The sequence below is a fragment of the Novosphingobium sp. BL-A-28-Hi1-0D genome, from assembly GCF_055521755.1.
Genome location: NZ_CM145502.1, coordinates 1512007 through 1526646 on the forward strand (window position 1 = coordinate 1512007; position 14640 = coordinate 1526646).

Annotated in this window: 17 protein-coding genes, 1 tRNA gene and 1 pseudogene; 6 read left to right on the plus strand and 13 right to left on the minus strand. The window is 65.6% G+C overall.

Annotated features, from left to right (window positions below; all coding sequences use genetic code 11):
- Positions 1-46: 46 nt before the first annotated feature.
- The gene (locus ACZ1JW_RS07480; RefSeq protein WP_465142513.1) at positions 47-514 is read right to left on the minus strand and encodes a GNAT family N-acetyltransferase; all 468 of its coding nucleotides are present in this window, start codon (positions 512-514) and stop codon (positions 47-49) included.
- Between the two features lie 145 nt (positions 515-659).
- On the opposite strand from ACZ1JW_RS07480, the gene ACZ1JW_RS07485 reads away from it, so the two are divergent.
- A complete protein-coding gene (locus ACZ1JW_RS07485) occupies positions 660-1094 on the plus strand; it encodes a hypothetical protein (RefSeq protein ID WP_465124143.1) in 435 nt (144 codons plus the stop codon).
- Positions 1095-1128: 34 nt separating this feature from the next.
- Here the strand turns inward: ACZ1JW_RS07485 and ACZ1JW_RS07490 are convergent, their stop codons facing one another.
- Genes ACZ1JW_RS07490 through ACZ1JW_RS07520 form a run of 7 tightly spaced genes read right to left on the minus strand, consistent with a single transcriptional unit; the run spans position 1129 to position 8380 of the window.
- Positions 1129-2103, minus strand: a complete 975-nt coding sequence (locus ACZ1JW_RS07490) for an RDD family protein (RefSeq protein WP_465142514.1) — start codon at positions 2101-2103, stop codon at positions 1129-1131.
- A complete protein-coding gene (locus ACZ1JW_RS07495; protein WP_465142515.1) occupies positions 2103-3185 on the minus strand; it encodes a stage II sporulation protein M in 1083 nt (360 codons plus the stop codon). The genes ACZ1JW_RS07490 and ACZ1JW_RS07495 overlap by 1 nt, the downstream gene beginning before the upstream one ends.
- Positions 3182-4510 carry a DUF58 domain-containing protein gene (locus ACZ1JW_RS07500; RefSeq protein WP_465142516.1) on the minus strand — a complete coding sequence of 443 codons (1329 nt, stop codon included), beginning with the start codon at positions 4508-4510 and terminating at the stop codon, positions 3182-3184. The genes ACZ1JW_RS07495 and ACZ1JW_RS07500 overlap by 4 nt, the downstream gene beginning before the upstream one ends.
- Positions 4507-5463, minus strand: a complete 957-nt coding sequence (locus ACZ1JW_RS07505; RefSeq protein ID WP_465142745.1) for an AAA family ATPase — start codon at positions 5461-5463, stop codon at positions 4507-4509. Before ACZ1JW_RS07505 ends, ACZ1JW_RS07500 begins: the two co-directional genes overlap by 4 nt.
- Before the next feature lie 17 nt (positions 5464-5480).
- Entirely contained in the window at positions 5481-6761 is a 1281-nt protein-coding gene (locus tag ACZ1JW_RS07510; RefSeq protein ID WP_465142517.1) for a DUF4350 domain-containing protein, read from the minus strand.
- Positions 6758-7438, minus strand: a complete 681-nt coding sequence (locus ACZ1JW_RS07515; protein ID WP_465142518.1) for a hypothetical protein — start codon at positions 7436-7438, stop codon at positions 6758-6760. The genes ACZ1JW_RS07510 and ACZ1JW_RS07515 overlap by 4 nt, the downstream gene beginning before the upstream one ends.
- Positions 7439-7486: 48 nt before the next feature.
- Complete coding sequence (locus ACZ1JW_RS07520; protein WP_465142519.1) at positions 7487-8380, minus strand: prephenate dehydratase; 894 nt, start codon at positions 8378-8380, stop codon at positions 7487-7489.
- Positions 8381-8534: 154 nt separating this feature from the next.
- Between ACZ1JW_RS07520 and ACZ1JW_RS07525 the strand changes: the two are divergent.
- From ACZ1JW_RS07525 to ACZ1JW_RS07535, 3 genes and pseudogenes are all read left to right on the plus strand, one after another.
- Positions 8535-9155 (plus strand): annotated as a pseudogene (locus ACZ1JW_RS07525) (c-type cytochrome); the annotation flags it as partial.
- Between the two features lie 30 nt (positions 9156-9185).
- Positions 9186-9440: a c-type cytochrome gene (locus ACZ1JW_RS07530; protein WP_465142746.1), complete on the plus strand. Its 255-nt coding sequence runs from the start codon at positions 9186-9188 to the stop codon at positions 9438-9440.
- A gap of 125 nt (positions 9441-9565) precedes the next feature.
- Complete coding sequence (locus ACZ1JW_RS07535) at positions 9566-9946, plus strand: hypothetical protein (protein ID WP_465142520.1); 381 nt, start codon at positions 9566-9568, stop codon at positions 9944-9946.
- Here ACZ1JW_RS07535 and ACZ1JW_RS07540 read toward each other — a convergent pair.
- On the minus strand, positions 9935-10378 hold the full coding sequence (locus tag ACZ1JW_RS07540; RefSeq protein ID WP_465142521.1) for a winged helix-turn-helix transcriptional regulator: 444 nt from the start codon (positions 10376-10378) through the stop codon (positions 9935-9937). The genes ACZ1JW_RS07535 and ACZ1JW_RS07540 overlap by 12 nt on opposite strands.
- A 70-nt stretch (positions 10379-10448) precedes the next feature.
- Between ACZ1JW_RS07540 and ACZ1JW_RS07545 the strand changes: the two genes are divergently transcribed.
- Positions 10449-11057 (plus strand): NAD(P)-dependent oxidoreductase, encoded by a 609-nt coding sequence (locus ACZ1JW_RS07545; RefSeq protein WP_465142522.1) that lies wholly within the window; start codon positions 10449-10451, stop codon positions 11055-11057.
- A gap of 167 nt (positions 11058-11224) precedes the next feature.
- Here ACZ1JW_RS07545 and ACZ1JW_RS07550 read toward each other — a convergent pair whose 3' ends face one another.
- The 3 genes from ACZ1JW_RS07550 to ACZ1JW_RS07560 form a co-directional block, all read right to left on the minus strand.
- Positions 11225-11662, minus strand: coding sequence for a surface-adhesin E family protein (locus ACZ1JW_RS07550; protein WP_465142523.1), 438 nt, complete (start codon positions 11660-11662; stop codon positions 11225-11227).
- 98 nt (positions 11663-11760) lie between these two features.
- Entirely contained in the window at positions 11761-12447 is a 687-nt protein-coding gene (locus tag ACZ1JW_RS07555) for an RlmE family RNA methyltransferase (RefSeq protein WP_465142524.1), read from the minus strand.
- Positions 12444-13724 carry a Ppx/GppA phosphatase family protein gene (locus tag ACZ1JW_RS07560; protein ID WP_465142525.1) on the minus strand — a complete coding sequence of 427 codons (1281 nt, stop codon included), beginning with the start codon at positions 13722-13724 and terminating at the stop codon, positions 12444-12446. The genes ACZ1JW_RS07555 and ACZ1JW_RS07560 overlap by 4 nt, the downstream gene beginning before the upstream one ends.
- Positions 13725-13883: 159 nt before the next feature.
- Here ACZ1JW_RS07560 and ACZ1JW_RS07565 point away from each other — a divergent pair.
- Positions 13884-13957, plus strand: a tRNA-Gln gene (locus tag ACZ1JW_RS07565).
- Positions 13958-14047: 90 nt separating this feature from the next.
- Here the strand turns inward: ACZ1JW_RS07565 and ACZ1JW_RS07570 are convergent.
- Positions 14048-14206, minus strand: a complete 159-nt coding sequence (locus ACZ1JW_RS07570; protein WP_465124117.1) for a hypothetical protein — start codon at positions 14204-14206, stop codon at positions 14048-14050.
- Positions 14207-14640: the final 434 nt, after the last annotated feature.

Here is a 14640-nt window from a genome sequence, read left to right on the forward strand (position 1 = left end):
ACAATGCCATGTTGGAGTGTTTCCCCGGGGAAACACTCCATATGGGTTAATCAAGTTCCAGCGTCAGGCACTGGCTGAAGTCGTCCAGCACGTAGTCGGCGAAGGCTTCGCAGTTGACGAAGCCGTGCTTGCGATAGAGGCCTAGCGCGGGTTCGAAGGCAGGGCCCTGTCCGGTTTCGAGGCTGACCCTGCGATATCCCCGTTGTCGCGCGACGCCGATCAGGTGAAGCAGCAGGGCTTCGCCGATTTTCCTTCCCAACCAATCACTTGCGACGCGCATGGACTTCAACTCGCCATGCGTCGCGTCAAGTTCGCGGATCGCGCCCATCCCTGCCAGCGCCTCGCCAACCCATGCCGAGTAGAACGTCACGCCGGGCTCGCGCAGCTTCTCCACGGGCAGTGCGTGAACCTTGCAGGCGGGAGAATTGGCATGCATTCCAGCAAGATGGATCGCGACGAGGCCGCGGATCGCCTCGCCGGAAAGATCGTCCTCGATGATCGTGATTTCGGCCATGCCCTGCCTCCATAGGGAACGTTTGACTCCTGAGCACGAACGGGCGCAGTCTCGCAAGGCTTGAGACGAGCTGAGAAAGGGTCGCCCCGCCCAGGCATACGCGCTCCCGCCGATCATCGGCGCGAGCGGTACAGGGGAGAATGTCATGAAAAAGCTGATGATCCTGCCGGCGCTCGCGCTCGGCTTTGCGACGCCACTTGCCGCACAGGAATATCCTGTCGTGCCGGGAGATTATGTCACCGTTTCAATGATCTCGGTCGATGACGGGCATGATCTCGAATATGCCAATCACCTCGCCGGAATGTGGCGGAAAGGCCAGGACTTCGCCGTGAAGCAGGGCTGGATCACCGGCTACGAGATCCAGAGCAACGAGAACAAGCGCCCGGGCGAGCCGGACTTCTTCCTGATCACCCGATTCGCCAAGTTCGCCGATCCGGCGCAGGAAGAGGCGCGCGAAAAGGCCTACAACGCCTATATGGCGACAACCGCCGCCCAGATGCAGGCCAGTTCGGGCGAGCGGGCCAAATACCGCAAGGTCATGGGGTCCATGCTGCTGCGGTCATGGAAATGGCGTAACTGAAAAGGTGCGAGAGCCTCCGGCCTCGTGCCGGGGGCTACGCTGACGCGTGCTTGTCGGCCTTGCGCTTGCCGAAGCGCATGCCGGTTTCGAGGCGGGCTCGCAGCTGGGCGTAGTAGGCTTCGAGGAACGCGCGCTCGTCGCCCGCGCCCGCGTCCCAGCCGATCTTTGCGCAGATCGTGCGGGCGACATCGCGCAACGCGTCTTCCCGGTTCTCGCGCAGCACGCGTTCGAGGACCTGCAGTTCGTATTCGCCATAGACGGCAAGATCGGCATCGCCGAAGCGGTACTGTGCGCCGGTTTCCGCCGAGATACCTTTCGCACCATCGCCCACCGAAAGCGCCTGTTCGAGCTTGCGCTTGGGCGCTTCGACCACCCAGGTTCCAGCGATCAGATCGCCGCAGCGCAGGCGGTCGCGGTTGAAGAATGGGAAGAGCGCGAAGAGCAGGAACCAGACGAGTCCCGCCCACGCCGCCATCTCGGCATCGCCGCCCTCTACGCTGGCGACGATGATGAAGATCAGCGGCATGAACAGTTCGATGTCGCGCACCAGATTGCGGGCGATCACCGCTTCGGTGGTGAGCCTGCCGCCCTCCTTGCCGCGCGCCCGTGCGGCAATGCGGATGCCGGTGATGCGCTTGCCCGGCGTCGCGCCGCGCGGTCCGAGTTCGAAGAACAGGAACCATGCGTTGCGGAACAGGAACAGCATGATGATCCACAGCACCGAGATCGCCTGAACCGCGCGGCCTGCGGGCGAGTTGCTGTCGTTGAGATTGATGCCCGCTCCTTGCGCGATGCGCGAAAGGATCAGCGTTGCGCCGATCATCGCGCCGAATATCATCGCTAGGTCAAGGAACAGCGCCCCGGCGCGGGCCCCGCGCGAGGCGAGGGTGAACGGGATGGGCACGCCTTCAGGGGTTATGACGATGCGCCGGCGGCGCTCTTCATGCGCCTTGGCTCTGCTGGCTGGACTTGCGCTGTCCTTGCGCCGCCAAGGTAGCTTCCACGCCATCAGCGCGCTACCCGCCGGAACGCGAAGAAGTATCCGGTCCACAGCACCAGCATGAATCCGCCGACCGTCAGCCGCGAGGGCGTGGAATCGACGAGTTGGCGGGCAAAGCCTTCGAGCACGGCCGCGACGACCAGCATCAGCACGACTCCGGTCATGACCTGCGCCGCGCGCCGCCCCGCCGTTGCCGCCGCTTCGACGACCGGGAGATTGCCGGGAAAGGCCATCGAACGGCCGATGTGGATGCCGGCTGCGCCCGCGAGCAGGATTGCGAACAGTTCGGTCGTGCCGTGGATTGCCAGCCAGCCGACCAGATCGAGCAGCAGGCCCTGTCCGTGATAGAGCCACAGCATCGCGCCCAGCAGCGCGGTATTGTGGATCAGCAGCAGCATCGTCGGCAGGCCGAAGGCAAAGCCCAGCGCGAAGCACAGGATCGAGACTTGCGCGTTGTTGCTGAACAGTTCGGCAGCGAACACGCTCATGCCGTCCTGCTCCTGATTGCCGAACAACGTGCCGTGCAGCACCTCGCGGCTTGCCCCGGGCACGCGCACGTCGGCAAAGCCGCCGGGGACGAGCGAGTAGTACCATTCGGGATTCGAGGCGACGAGGAGCCAGCCGACCACCGTGCCCGCCACCATCAGGGCGAGTGCGATCAGGATGTCGATCCCCATGCCGCGCACACTGGCGCTCCAGCCGCCGCCGAGAAAGCCGCGCAGCCATGACCAGAGCGAGGCGCGGGGGCCATAGACGAGGAACCACGCGCGCTGGGTGAGCGCTTCGAGATAGGCGACCAACGCGGCATCGAGCGAGGTTTCACGGGCGATGGCAAGGCTCGACGCGGCGGTGCGGTAGAGCGCGGGGAGGGCGAGCAGGTCCTCGTCCGAAACGCGGCGGGTGCGGCCTGCCTCCATGGCCTTGACGATGGATTCGAGGCGCTTCCAATCACCCTCGCGTTCAAGCCGGAAACGGTCGGAGCGCAGGGCGGCCTGCTCTGCGGCAACGGCCTGCTCGGACGGCTTGGTGAACCAGCCGCCGATGCGCTGGGCAAAGTTCTTGGGGGCAATGCCAGTGGTGACCGCGTTCATCCGATCCTCCCTTCGCGCTTGATCGCAAGGTAGGCGTCGAGCAGCCGCGTGCCGATCTGATCGTGCCGCGCTTCGAGCACGCGCACGCCGAGATGGCGCAGGCGCTGCAGCACAAGGGCGCGCTGGCGGGTGAGGCCTGTGGCGGTGACGGCTTCGGCGACGGACTGCATGTCTGTAACCGGTGCGGTGGCGATGGCGGCGAGTTCGGCGTCGGTCATCACCACGAAGAGGACGAGGTGCTTGTCGACCAGCCTGCCGACGTTTTCGACCATCAGTTCGGCGCTGGTGGGATCGGTGAAATCCGAGAACAGCACGATCAGCGAGCGGCGCTGCAGGCGGGCGGCGAGCGTGGACAGGGCGAGGGTGAAGTTGGGTTCGCCGGGGTGATAATCGAGCCCGGCGGCGGCGCGCTGGAGGCGCGCGAAATCGCGGCTGTCGGTGACGAAGGGCGTGGCGACTTCGGGCCTTGCGGCAAAGCCGAACAGGGCGACGCGATCCTGTGCCTTCAATGCGACATAGGCGGTGGTGAGCGCGGCGGTTACCGCGCGGTCGATCCTTGGCAGGCCCTCGATTGGCTCGCACATCGACTGGCCGCAATCGAACGCGAAGACGATCTGGTTGTTGCGCTCGACCTCGTATTCCTTGGCGAAGAGGCGGGCGTGACGGGCGGAGCTTTTCCAGTCGATACGGCGGCGGTCCATGCCCGGTTCGTATTCGGCCAAGGCTTCGAAATCAGTGCCTTCACCCCGGATGCGGCGGGCGATCAGGCCGAACTGGGCATCGCGCAGGAAGATCTGCAGCGCGGGGCTGCGCACCGGGGCGATGTTGGGCCAGACGCGCACTTCGGCGTCGAGCGCGCGGGTCACCTGGCGATGGGCGAGACCGAGCGGGCCGTTCCAGCGCAGCCAGACGCGCGAAAGCGCACCAGTGCCGCGCCGGGTGGGTGTGATGTCGGCGGTGCCACTCCATGCGCCGTCGGTGAAGGCGAGCGGCAGCGCGATGCGTCCGCCGGGGGCTAGGCGCGGATCGCATTCGAGCGCGGCTTCGGGCCGGGCGCGTGCGCCAATGCGGGAAAGGTCGGCAAGAACGGTGATCTGCGATGGTTCACCGACTTCGGTATCGCTCGGGGCGATCACGCGCAGGTCCGCCAGCGATCCGGCGAACAGGCCGTCGAGCACGACCAGCACCAGCAGCGCGCCGCCTATTGCCGGGGCTGCGATCCACGCACCGGGCGCGGCGGCGGCGAGCACCAGCGCGAGCGGCGCGAGGCCTGCGATGATCAGCACCGCGCGGCCAGAGGGCAGGAGGGCGGCGGGCCTGCTCAACGGGGCGCTTCCGTGCCTTCGACCAGAGCGGCGACGATGGCTTCGACCTGCTTGCCCTCGATCTCGGCGGCGGGGCTGAGCATCAGGCGGTGGCGCAGGACGGCGGTGGCGAGGGCCTTGACGTCGTCGGGGATCACGTAGTTGCGCCCGTCAAGCGCGGCGCGGGCGCGGGCGGACCCCGCCAGCAGCACGGCGGCGCGCGGGCTGGCACCGACGACGAGATCGCCGCTTTCCCGCGTCGCGCGGATCAGGCGGACGACATAGTCGACCACGGATTCGGCCATAGTCACCGAGGCAACTGCGACTTGCGCGGCCTTGAGCTGGACCTCATCGGCCACGGCCACGATACCAAGCTCGGCGGGCTTTGGCGCACCGCGTCCCTCGCCGTAGCGGGTGACGATGCGGGCTTCCTCCTCGGCCGAGGGGTAGGACACCAGCAGCTTGAACAGGAAGCGGTCCAGCTGGGCTTCGGGCAGGGGATAGACGCCCTGGCTTTCGATCGGGTTCTGCGTGGCGACGACCATGAACCGTTCGGACAGGGGGTGCGCCTCGCCGTCCAGCGTCACGCGGCGTTCCTGCATGGCTTCGAGCAGGGCGGCCTGGGTCTTGGGCGGGGTGCGGTTGATCTCGTCGGCCAGCAGCAGTTCGTGGAAGATCGGCCCGCGCGTCAGGGTGAACTGGCTGGTCTGGAAGTTGAACAGGTTGGAGCCGAGAATGTCGCCAGGCATGAGGTCGGGCGTGAACTGGATGCGCCCGAAATCGAGGCCCAAGGCAGCTGCGAAGCTTTGCGCGAGGAAGGTCTTGGCGGTTCCGGGCGGGCCTTCGAGCAGGACGTGGCCACCGGCAAAGAGCGCGACGAGGAGATGGTCGAGCACCTCATCCTGTCCGACCACGGCCTTGCCCACTTCGGCGCGGATCGCGCCTGCCAGCGTGCCGAGATCGGCCAAAGTCATGTGCGGTGTCTCAGCGGTCACTTCAGGTGCCTTTCTATTTGTTGCAGGACCAGTGCCCGCCTGGTCAGTTCGTGCGGCTTGCGGGCATCGCGCAAATGCCGTGCAGCGGTGGAGAAGGCGGGGCCTTCGATGCCCCGGCGCTGCAGCGTCTGGTCGATCAGGTGTTCGATCTCTTGCGGCGAAAGCCCGCGCGGCAGGCCGAGCGCCAGTGCGATGCGATCGCGCGTTGCATCGGCATAGGGCGCGGCGGCGAGATGGACGCGACCGGCGCGGCGGATCAGGCCTGCTGCATTGGCGACCAGTGCGGCCTTGCCCATCGCGATTTCCTGCGCCTGCGCCAGCGCCGGGCCGAAGCGGTTGAACGCGCGCCATGCGACCGCAAGGGCCCCCAGCAGCAGGCAGATCGTGGCAGCGAGGAACGGTGGTTCGAACGCGAGGGTGAGCAGGTTGCGGCTCGCGCCGAAGCCGTTGAAGGTCATGTCGAACACGATTGGCTGGCTGCGGTTGTCAGCCGTGGCCAGCACGATGTCGCGCGCGAGCAGGGCCGTGGCCTTGTCGGCAAGGCCCCAGTTGTCGAGCAGGTCGGGTTCGAACACGAGGACGACCGGGTAGATGTCCTCGTCCTCGCCGCCGTAGCTCGGGTCCACGCCCGCCAGCTGGTTGAGTGCGGGGTAGTAGCCGTCGTCATCGAGCCATGCTGCGAGGATGCGGCCATCGCCTGCGGTGACGATCGGGACCAGCCCCTTGCCCGAGCCGGATTCGACCTGCCGGTCATCGGGCAGGGGGCCGCGTCGTTCGCCAAGCTTCCAGCCGCCAGCGGCAGGGCCATCCTCCTTGCCGATGGCGACGGCGACATTGTCGGCAAAGCCCCGCCATTCGGGGCCTTGCGTGGATATCAGCTGCACCCAGCCGCGCTTGGCCTTGTTCGAGCTCGCTCCCATCGCGAACCATTTGGGCGCGACGACGATGGTCGGGCCAAGATAGCGATGGGCCTCGACGACCTTGGCGATCTCCTTGCCGTCCGCATCGGCAGGCGGCGTCAGGATCAGCAGTCCCGGCGCGGTTTCGAGCGTGCGGCGGTTGCGCTGGCGCTGGACGTCAAGCCCTTCGGCCTCAAGCATGCGGGCGAGCCCGGCATAGCCGTTTAGCCCCTGCCCGCCGACATGCGCGCCGCCGTTGTTGCCGCTGCCGCCGGTGCCGTTGCCGAGAAACCAGAGCAGCGCGACGAAGGCGAGCGCGCCTGTCAGCAACATGCCGATGATCGTGCCGCGGGAGAAGGGAGCCGGGGCCGCGCTCATGCAGTGGCACCTGCCGTCCCGGTCGGCAGCTGTTGCAGGGCAAAGCGCGAATAAGCCTCGCGCGCAGTGGACCAGTCTTCGGCGCCCAAGGGGCTGAGCGCATAGCGGGCGCGTTCGACAAGCGCGGAAATCGTGCCGAACGCGCTGCGGGCCTCGGTTGGCAGGGCGCGAATCATGCCGATCTCGCGCGCGGTGCTCGACGGGCTGAGCCAGTCTGGCCGGACGCGGGCGATCTGGCCGATGCTGCGCTGGAGCAGGAGGTGCGCGGCTTCTCCGAAGAGGCCTTGCGCGGCGAGCCGGTCAGCGTCTTCGAGAAGGGCCAGCGCTTCCTCGCGCTGGGGCGTCCATTCCGGCTCTGCGATTCGCGGCTTGCCCGTGCGGTCACGCCAGAGCGGCCAGAGCAGGGCCCAGGCTATCCACAACACGCCGATGCAGGCGCTGACGAGCATGACCATCTCGATCACGCTCCACCCGCTGCCGAGCAGGCGGCCAAGCGGCGAGAGCAGCCATTCGAGAAAGCGACCAACCGCCTTTAGCCATTCCGGTGTGACAGGGGGCGGATCGGGCGGGACGGGGGCGAACTGGATGTCAGCCGAATCGCGCACCGTTCGCCATGCGGCCTCTGCCGCTGCCGCGTCGCTCTTTGCCGATACTGCCGCCCCGGGTGCCGTCACCATGCGAACGTTGCACGGTGCTGGCCCACGGGCAAGCGCAACTGTGTCCGATCAGCCGCCTCGGATGCGTTCCATCGGGTAGGTGCCGAGCATGCGCAGGTCCTTGGCGAAAAAGCCGAGTTCCTCGAAAGCGAGATCGACCGCGCGCTCGCCCGGTGCCCCGACGATGTCGGCATAGAACTCGGTCGCTGAGAAGCTCGCGCCACGCTGGTAGCTTTCGAGTTTGGTCATGTTGACGCCGTTCGTCGCAAATCCGCCCAGCGCCTTGTAGAGCGCGGCGGGGATGTTGCGCACTTCGAACACGAAGGTCGTCATTGCAGGGCCAGTGATCGTTGCCGGATCGCGCGAGGTCTTCGACAGGATGACGAATCGGGTGGTGTTGTCGTGCGCGTCCTCGACGTTGTCCTCGATGACCTTGAGGCCATAGAGTTCGGCGGCGATGCGCGGGGCGAGCGCGGCCACGGTCGGGTCGCCAAGTTCTGCGACATAGGCTGCAGCGCCGGCAGTGTCTGCATAGCTCATCGGCACGATGCCCCGGTCACGCAGATAGAAGCGCGACTGGCCGAGCGCCTGCGGGTGGCTGTAGGCGGCGGTGAACGGGCCGTCGCCCAGCGCCATCAGGCTGGCGTGGATCTCGAGGAAATGCTCGCCCACGATCGACAGCCCGCTTTCGGGCAAAAGGAAGTGGATGTCCGCCACGCGCCCGTGCTGCGAGTTTTCGATCGGGATGATCGCCTGTCCTGCACGGCCTTCCTTGACCGCATCGAGCGCGTCCTCGAACGAGAAACAGGGTAGCGGCAGGCAGTCTGGCAGGGCTTCCATCGCCGCGCGATGCGAGTTTGCGCCGGGTGCGCCCTGAAACGAAACCGCGCGCGCCGGATCTGCGGATGCGGCGGCGGCCATCTGCTCGACAAGGGCGAGGGCGGGGGCGGGATAGCTTTGCATGACGCGCGGGCGTTAAGCCGCTCTGTCCTTTCGGGCAAGCGAGTTCGAATTTGCGAGTCAAACCATCTTGCGCTGCGGCATGGCGCTGACTAGAGGGTCCCCCAACTCGCGCGGGTGTCGGCAAGGTGTCGGCGTGCGCCAATGGGGCTCGTAAATGGACGATCGTTTCAATACCATCGCCGGGTGGACCTTGTTCGGGGGCATCGTGGCTCTGGGGCTTTCCAGCCTGTCGGCGCACTACTTCCTCGCTGACAAGCAACACCGTCCGGAAACGATGGGCTACGCGATCGAAGGCGTCGTCGAGGAAGGTGCCGAGGGCGGAGCTGCTGCGGCCGAACTCCCGCTGGCGAATCTGCTCGCCGCTGGTGACGTCGCAAAGGGCGAAGCAATCTTTGCCAAGTGCAAGGCCTGCCACACCGCCGAACAGGGCGGTGCCAACGGCATCGGTCCGAACCTTTATGGCGTGGTTGGTGAAGCGGTTGCTGCCGGTCGCGGTGGCTATGCCTTCTCCGACGCGCTCAAGGCCAAGGGCGGCAAGTGGGACTTCGCCTCGCTCAACGAGTGGCTGAAGAACCCCAAGGCCTATGCCGATGGCACCAAGATGTCGTTCGCAGGCCTGCCCAAGGGCGAAGACCGCGCCAACGTCATCCTCTATCTCAACTCGCTCGGCTCGAACCTGCCGCTCCCCGCGCCTGAGGCCGTTCCGGCTGCCGGCGCCGCGCCTGCCGCTGGCGCGACCGTGGCGCTCGTTGGCGATGCTGCCAAGGGCGAGGCGATCTTTGCCAAGTGCAAGGCTTGCCACACCATCGATCAGGGCGGTGCCAACGGCATCGGCCCGAACCTGTTCGGCGTCTATGGCGAAGCTGTTGCCGGTGATCGTGGCGGTTATGCCTTCTCCGACGCGCTCAAGGGCAAGGGCGGAAACTGGGACGATGCGACGCTTGACGCATGGCTGTCGGGCCCGGCCAAGTTCGCGCAGGGCACCAAGATGACCTTCGCGGGCATCTCGGACGCCCAGCAGCGCGCCGACGTGATCGCCTACCTGAAGTCGAAGAAGTAAGCTTCTCGATCTCGGCTTGAATCTGAAAGGGCGTTCGGAGCGATCCGGGCGCCCTTTTCGTGTCTTTGGTGCCGGTTGCGGGAATGTCCCGTCGGGCGCAGGTTGCGGACTTTGGGAGTTTGCCGATGCTCCGCCCTGTTGCCGCAATCCTGTTGCTCATGCTTTCTGTCGCGCCTGTCAGTGCTGCAGAACCTCCCGCTGCCATTCAGGGCGCGTGGATCGTAGATCTCTCGGCAAAGCCCGAGGAGCCTTACGTAAAACCGATGGTGCTCGAGTTGCAGGCAGACGGTACGGTCAAGGGCAGCTTCTATGAAAGCGAGATTCTGGCCGGGCGGTGGAAGACCGATCGTGGGCGGACCTGCGTCAGCTTCCGCACGACCGACGGAATGGGGCCGTATCACACTGCCGCCTGCCTTGTCGGAGACCGGGTGGAAGGCCAGACCTGGGCCGAGCACCGCAACTTCCTTTTCAACTGGAACGCGACGCGGGCTGTCTCAGTCCGCTGATCCCTCTCGCAAATCGTAGGCCCGCTGGGCTGCCGAAACCTCGATCATGCAAGTTTCGGCCCATTCGATCATGCCCGACAGCGCGCCGACGAGGCCGCGTCCCAAGGACGTGATCGCATATGTCACTGTCACCGGCACGGTCGGCTCGACGCTACGGCTGACAAGGCCGTCGCGTTCGAGCGAGCGCAGGGTCTGGCTGAGCATCTTCTGGCTCACGCCTTCGATTCGTCGCTTGAGCGCATTGAAGCGCAAGTCCTCGCGCGAAAGCAGCAGCAGGATCAGCGCGCTCCATTTGTCGGCAACTCGGTCCAGCAGCTGCCGGGTCGGGCAATTGGCGGCATAGACATCGCCGCGTGGCCTGGCGCGACCAGTCCCCTCGCCGGGAGCAGTCACTTCGCGGTGACCTGGTATGGAAATCGTGCCTTCTTGCATGGGTCGTGACGATAGCGCACCTGGTATCCATTGGAAACCACCCCATCGATCACGATACAGGAGTAAGCCGATGAAAGTTGCCGTGCTTGGAGCCAGCGGTCGCGCCGGATCGGAAATCACTGCCGAACTTGCCCGTCGTGGGCATGAGGTTCTTGCCATTGCGCGCAAGCCGGAGGCCATTGCGGCAGCGAGCGGCGTGACCGCAGTGGCGGGCGATGCTGCCGATCCGCAGGCGCTGGCCGGGCTGATCCGCGGCGTCGATGCGGTGATCAGCGCGCTGCACTTCGATGTGACCGCCGCGACGTTGCTCTCGGCGCTCAAGGCCGCTGGCGTGCCGCGCCTGCTGGTGACGGGCGGAGCGGCAAGCCTCGAGGTCGCTCCCGGCAAGATCCTTTTCGACGCAATGCAGCTTCCCGAGGAATGGAAGCCCGCGATCCTTGGCGGTATCGCTTTCCTCAAGGACCTGCGCGAGGAGACAGAGATCGACTGGACCTTCTTCTCGCCCGCCGCCTTCATCGAGGTCGGCCCGCGCACCGGCAAGTTCCGGCTCGGGACCGACCAGCTGGTCACCGACGAGAAGGGCGAAAGCCGGATCAGTTTTGCCGACTATGCCATCGCGATGGTCGATGAGCTCGAGCAGCACCGCCACCCGCGCGCGCGGTTTACCGCAGCCTATTGAGCGGAATTCAATGCCTGCGCAAACAGCGACTACATCTGCTCGTCATTGCGAGCGTAGCGAAGCAATCCAGGGCGGCTCTGCACGGACTCTGGATTGCTTCGTCGACTACGTCTCCTCGCAATGACGAAGCTGTGTTTGCAGGCGGTACAAGTCTCTCTTGATTGCGGTCAGGCGGGGCAGGCCTCGGCCATGATCGCGGCGTTCAGCGTTTCCGGCTCGACCGGCTCGTACTGGTCGGCCCGATCCGCTGAAACGGCATTGCGGGCAAGCACGGTGCCGTCGGGCGCATAGTCGGTGGCGGCGGCGATCAGCACGCGGCGGTGCGCGCAATCGTAGCGGAACAGGATCACCTTGCGTCCGCTGTCGAGCGCCGAGGCCTCGCTGAAATCAAAGCCCGCCCAGACCTGCCGGACCGGGAAGGCGCGGCCGCTTTCAGGGGCAAGCTCGCGCACCGATTCGGGGCGGACCAGCACTTGCGTGCGGTCCTGCGCCACGCCGATGACCTTCCAGTCGGCAGACCATCCTCTTGCCTCTCCAGCCGTGGCCACCTCGCCGGAGAAGCCGAGGAGCATGAGCGGGAGCAGCAGGTTGCGGACTGGGGTCATCGGGTGGCTCCGAAGTGGGTCGGTTAACGACCTGATAACCACGCCGCGCTATCGTGCCAGTTAGGGGTTTTCCCTGAGTCCCGCGATGCGACAGCCCGTCAGTCGGCGGTTAACGTGGGCTCCGCGCGGCCCTTGAAGCCTTGCGCGATCACATACCATTCGGACGAGTCCTTGCGGCTCGACGGCGGCTTGGCGTGCTTCACGATGGTGAAGTTCTTCTTGAGGATCGTCAGCAGTTCGCCATCGGTCCCGCCGGCAAAGACCTTGGCGACGAACGCCCCGCCCGGTGCCAGGGTCTGGATCGCGAAGTCCACTGCCGTCTCGACCAGGCCCATCGTGCGCAAGTGGTCGGTCTGCTTGTGGCCGACGGTGTTGGCGGCCATGTCGGAGATGACCAGATCGGGCGGTCCGTCGAGCGCATCGGTCAGGGCCTGCGGGGCCTCGTCGGCCATGAAGTCCATCTCGAAGATGGTCACGCCCTCGATCGGGTCGGTCGGCAGCAGGTCGATCCCCACGATTGCCGCAGACGGCGCCTTCTTGCGCACCACCTGGCTCCAGCCACCCGGCGCGATGCCGAGGTCGACGACGCGCTTTGCGCCTTTGAGCAGTCCGAACTTCTCGTCGAGGTCGATCAGCTTGAACGCCGCGCGGCTGCGCCAGCCTTCGGCCCGGGCCTGCTTGACGTAGGGATCGTTGAGCTGGCGCGAAAGCCAGCGCACCGACGAAGCGCTGCGGCCCTTGGCGGTCTTGAGCCGCTCGTTGGGATTCTTTCCTGAGCGGCTCATGCGGCTTCCGTTCGTTTGGGGCTGCGCGGGTCGGGCCCGGTGGCCATGAGGCTGCGCAGGATGCCTTCGCGGATGCCGCGATCGGCAATGCCCAGCCGTTCGGCCGGCCAGATGTCGAGAATCGATTCGAGGATCGCGCAGCCCGCTACCACCAGATCGGAGCGCTCGCGCCCGATGCAGGGCAGGGCGATGCGCTCGGCCGGAGTCATGGTCGAGAGACGGCGACTGATGCCGCGCATCGATTCGGCAGGCACGACAAGGCCGTCGACCGCGCGCCTGTCATACTGTGGCAGTTCGAGGTGGAGGCTGGCAAGCGTGGTGACCGTGCCGCTGGTGCCGAGCAGGCGGATGTGGCCTTCTTCGCGCGGGACATGGCGCATCGGGCTGACGCGTTCGGCAAAGTCGGCAAAGCCTTCGTCCACACGGCGGCGCATTTCGGCATAGGCGACTGCGCGCGCGTGGGGATTGTCGGCGATTGCGCCGATGCTTTCGGTGAGCGAGACGACGCCCCAGGGCACCGATTGCCAGTCGAGAATGCGCGGCACGGTCTCGCCGGTTTCGACCAGCACCATTTCGGTCGATCCGCCGCCGATGTCGAAGATCATGGCCGGGCCAGTGCCCTGTTCGAGCAGGATGTGGCAGCCGAGCACGGCAAGGCGCGCTTCTTCCTGCGCGGTGATGATGTTGAGGTGGATGCCGGTTTCATCGCGCACGCGGTCGATGAAGGCCTGACCGTTGCTGGCGCGGCGGCAGGCCTCGGTTGCGACCGAGCGGGCGAGGTGGACGTTGCGCTTGCGCAGTTTGTCGGCGCAGACGTGGAGTGCGGCGAGTGCGCGGTCCATCGCCTCGTCCGAAAGACGCCCTGTCTGGGCAAGGCCCTCACCGAGGCGGACGACGCGGCTGAAGGCATCGATCACCACGAAGTGCTCGCCCGAGGGCCGCGCGATCAGCAGTCGGCAGTTGTTGGTGCCAAGGTCGATCGCGGCATAGGCCTGACGATGGTGGGGAAGCGGCCTTTGCCAGCCCGAAGACCGTTCGTGCAGTTGAGGCGCAGCCGGACCGGGTGCCACTTCCGGCACCGCCTTGACGACTGCCTCCTGCGTGCCGCTGCCGCGTGTTGCGGGCGGACTGGTCGTGCCGGCGATCTTGGGCGGGACACTGTTCCCGGCTTTGCCGCGTGGCCTGCGGGGCTTCTTCCTTTGCCCCTTCTTGCTGCCTGCCGTCTTGCCGTTCTGGCGCGCGTCTTGCCCGTTTGCCGGCGGAATGGAACCCGCCATGACTCTTATTCGCTTATGTTTTCCCGCGCTGCCTGATGCTGCCGGGTACTTGCCCCTAATGCTAGCGATGCCGCGCCCTGCCCGCAAGGCCAGCGCCCAAAAATGCCGATAGACCCGCTTGACTAACGCCTGCCCGCCCCCTAGTTGCGCGCCTCACGCTGCCCCGTCGTCTAATGGTAAGACTACGGATTCTGATTCCGTCTATCGAGGTTCGAATCCTCGCGGGGCATCCATTTTCCGGAAAACTTGCGGTTCACATGGTCCGTCTGCCAATCGGCTGGCGCGGGCGCGAAGTTTGGCGCGATCTACGCCGCCACAGGCGGTCAGCTTGCCAGTATGTCGATTGCGACAAGCGCCAGCACCGGGATGCCCCAGCAGATCGCCGCCAGACTGATGACGATCATGCATTTGACCCGAGTGGTGTATTCCGGCTGCGAGCAACTGCTCGCAGCGGCGCCCTGGGGGTACGATTCAGGCGACATGTCGCCAGTTCTTGTCCGGTGCACGAACTGGGTCAGGATCGGAGAATATAGGCGTAGCATATTACTGGCGTGATCAGAATAATGATCGCGCGAATGATCCTCAGAAGGTAAAACCAACCGCCTTGATAGCGGATGTATCTACGCACGCTATCAAGAGCGTACGAGAAGAGTTCTGATACTAACGAAAGTTTGGGTCTTTCTTTATGATCCAGTGACATGGCTTCGCTTTTGGCATTTCGGTTCTGATATCGTTCTGCATAGTTGATAAACGATTGCAACCATGGGTCCGGACAACGCTCGTGCAGCAGGACGCTGGCCAATGTCCTTCTGACGATCGGAAATCGGAGTCGGGCAATCGCAGCATCCCATGGCGGAACGCTGTCTTCGCAGCCGGAGTTTTATTAAAAATGGCTAAACTCCTTGGGTTTAGGCCG

Excerpts from the sequence above, each read along its gene's own strand:
- ACZ1JW_RS07480 (WP_465142513.1), bottom strand. The coding sequence starts at position 514 with ATGGCCGAAATCACGATCATCGAGGACGATCTTTCCGGCGAGGCGATC.
- ACZ1JW_RS07520 (WP_465142519.1), bottom strand. The coding sequence starts at position 8,380 with ATGCAAAGCTATCCCGCCCCCGCCCTCGCCCTTGTCGAGCAGATGGCC.
- ACZ1JW_RS07555 (WP_465142524.1), bottom strand. The coding sequence starts at position 12,447 with ATGAGCCGCTCAGGAAAGAATCCCAACGAGCGGCTCAAGACCGCCAAG.
- ACZ1JW_RS07495 (WP_465142515.1), bottom strand. The coding sequence starts at position 3,185 with ATGAACGCGGTCACCACTGGCATTGCCCCCAAGAACTTTGCCCAGCGC.
- ACZ1JW_RS07535 (WP_465142520.1), top strand. The coding sequence starts at position 9,566 with ATGCTCCGCCCTGTTGCCGCAATCCTGTTGCTCATGCTTTCTGTCGCG.
- ACZ1JW_RS07505 (WP_465142745.1), bottom strand. The coding sequence starts at position 5,463 with ATGACTTTGGCCGATCTCGGCACGCTGGCAGGCGCGATCCGCGCCGAA.
- ACZ1JW_RS07510 (WP_465142517.1), bottom strand. The coding sequence starts at position 6,761 with ATGAGCGCGGCCCCGGCTCCCTTCTCCCGCGGCACGATCATCGGCATG.
- ACZ1JW_RS07550 (WP_465142523.1), bottom strand. The coding sequence starts at position 11,662 with ATGACCCCAGTCCGCAACCTGCTGCTCCCGCTCATGCTCCTCGGCTTC.
- ACZ1JW_RS07515 (WP_465142518.1), bottom strand. The coding sequence starts at position 7,438 with ATGGTGACGGCACCCGGGGCGGCAGTATCGGCAAAGAGCGACGCGGCA.
- ACZ1JW_RS07570 (WP_465124117.1), bottom strand. The coding sequence starts at position 14,206 with ATGTCGCCTGAATCGTACCCCCAGGGCGCCGCTGCGAGCAGTTGCTCG.
- ACZ1JW_RS07490 (WP_465142514.1), bottom strand. The coding sequence starts at position 2,103 with ATGGCGTGGAAGCTACCTTGGCGGCGCAAGGACAGCGCAAGTCCAGCC.
- ACZ1JW_RS07560 (WP_465142525.1), bottom strand. The coding sequence starts at position 13,724 with ATGGCGGGTTCCATTCCGCCGGCAAACGGGCAAGACGCGCGCCAGAAC.
- ACZ1JW_RS07545 (WP_465142522.1), top strand. The coding sequence starts at position 10,449 with ATGAAAGTTGCCGTGCTTGGAGCCAGCGGTCGCGCCGGATCGGAAATC.
- ACZ1JW_RS07485 (WP_465124143.1), top strand. The coding sequence starts at position 660 with ATGAAAAAGCTGATGATCCTGCCGGCGCTCGCGCTCGGCTTTGCGACG.
- ACZ1JW_RS07540 (WP_465142521.1), bottom strand. The coding sequence starts at position 10,378 with ATGCAAGAAGGCACGATTTCCATACCAGGTCACCGCGAAGTGACTGCT.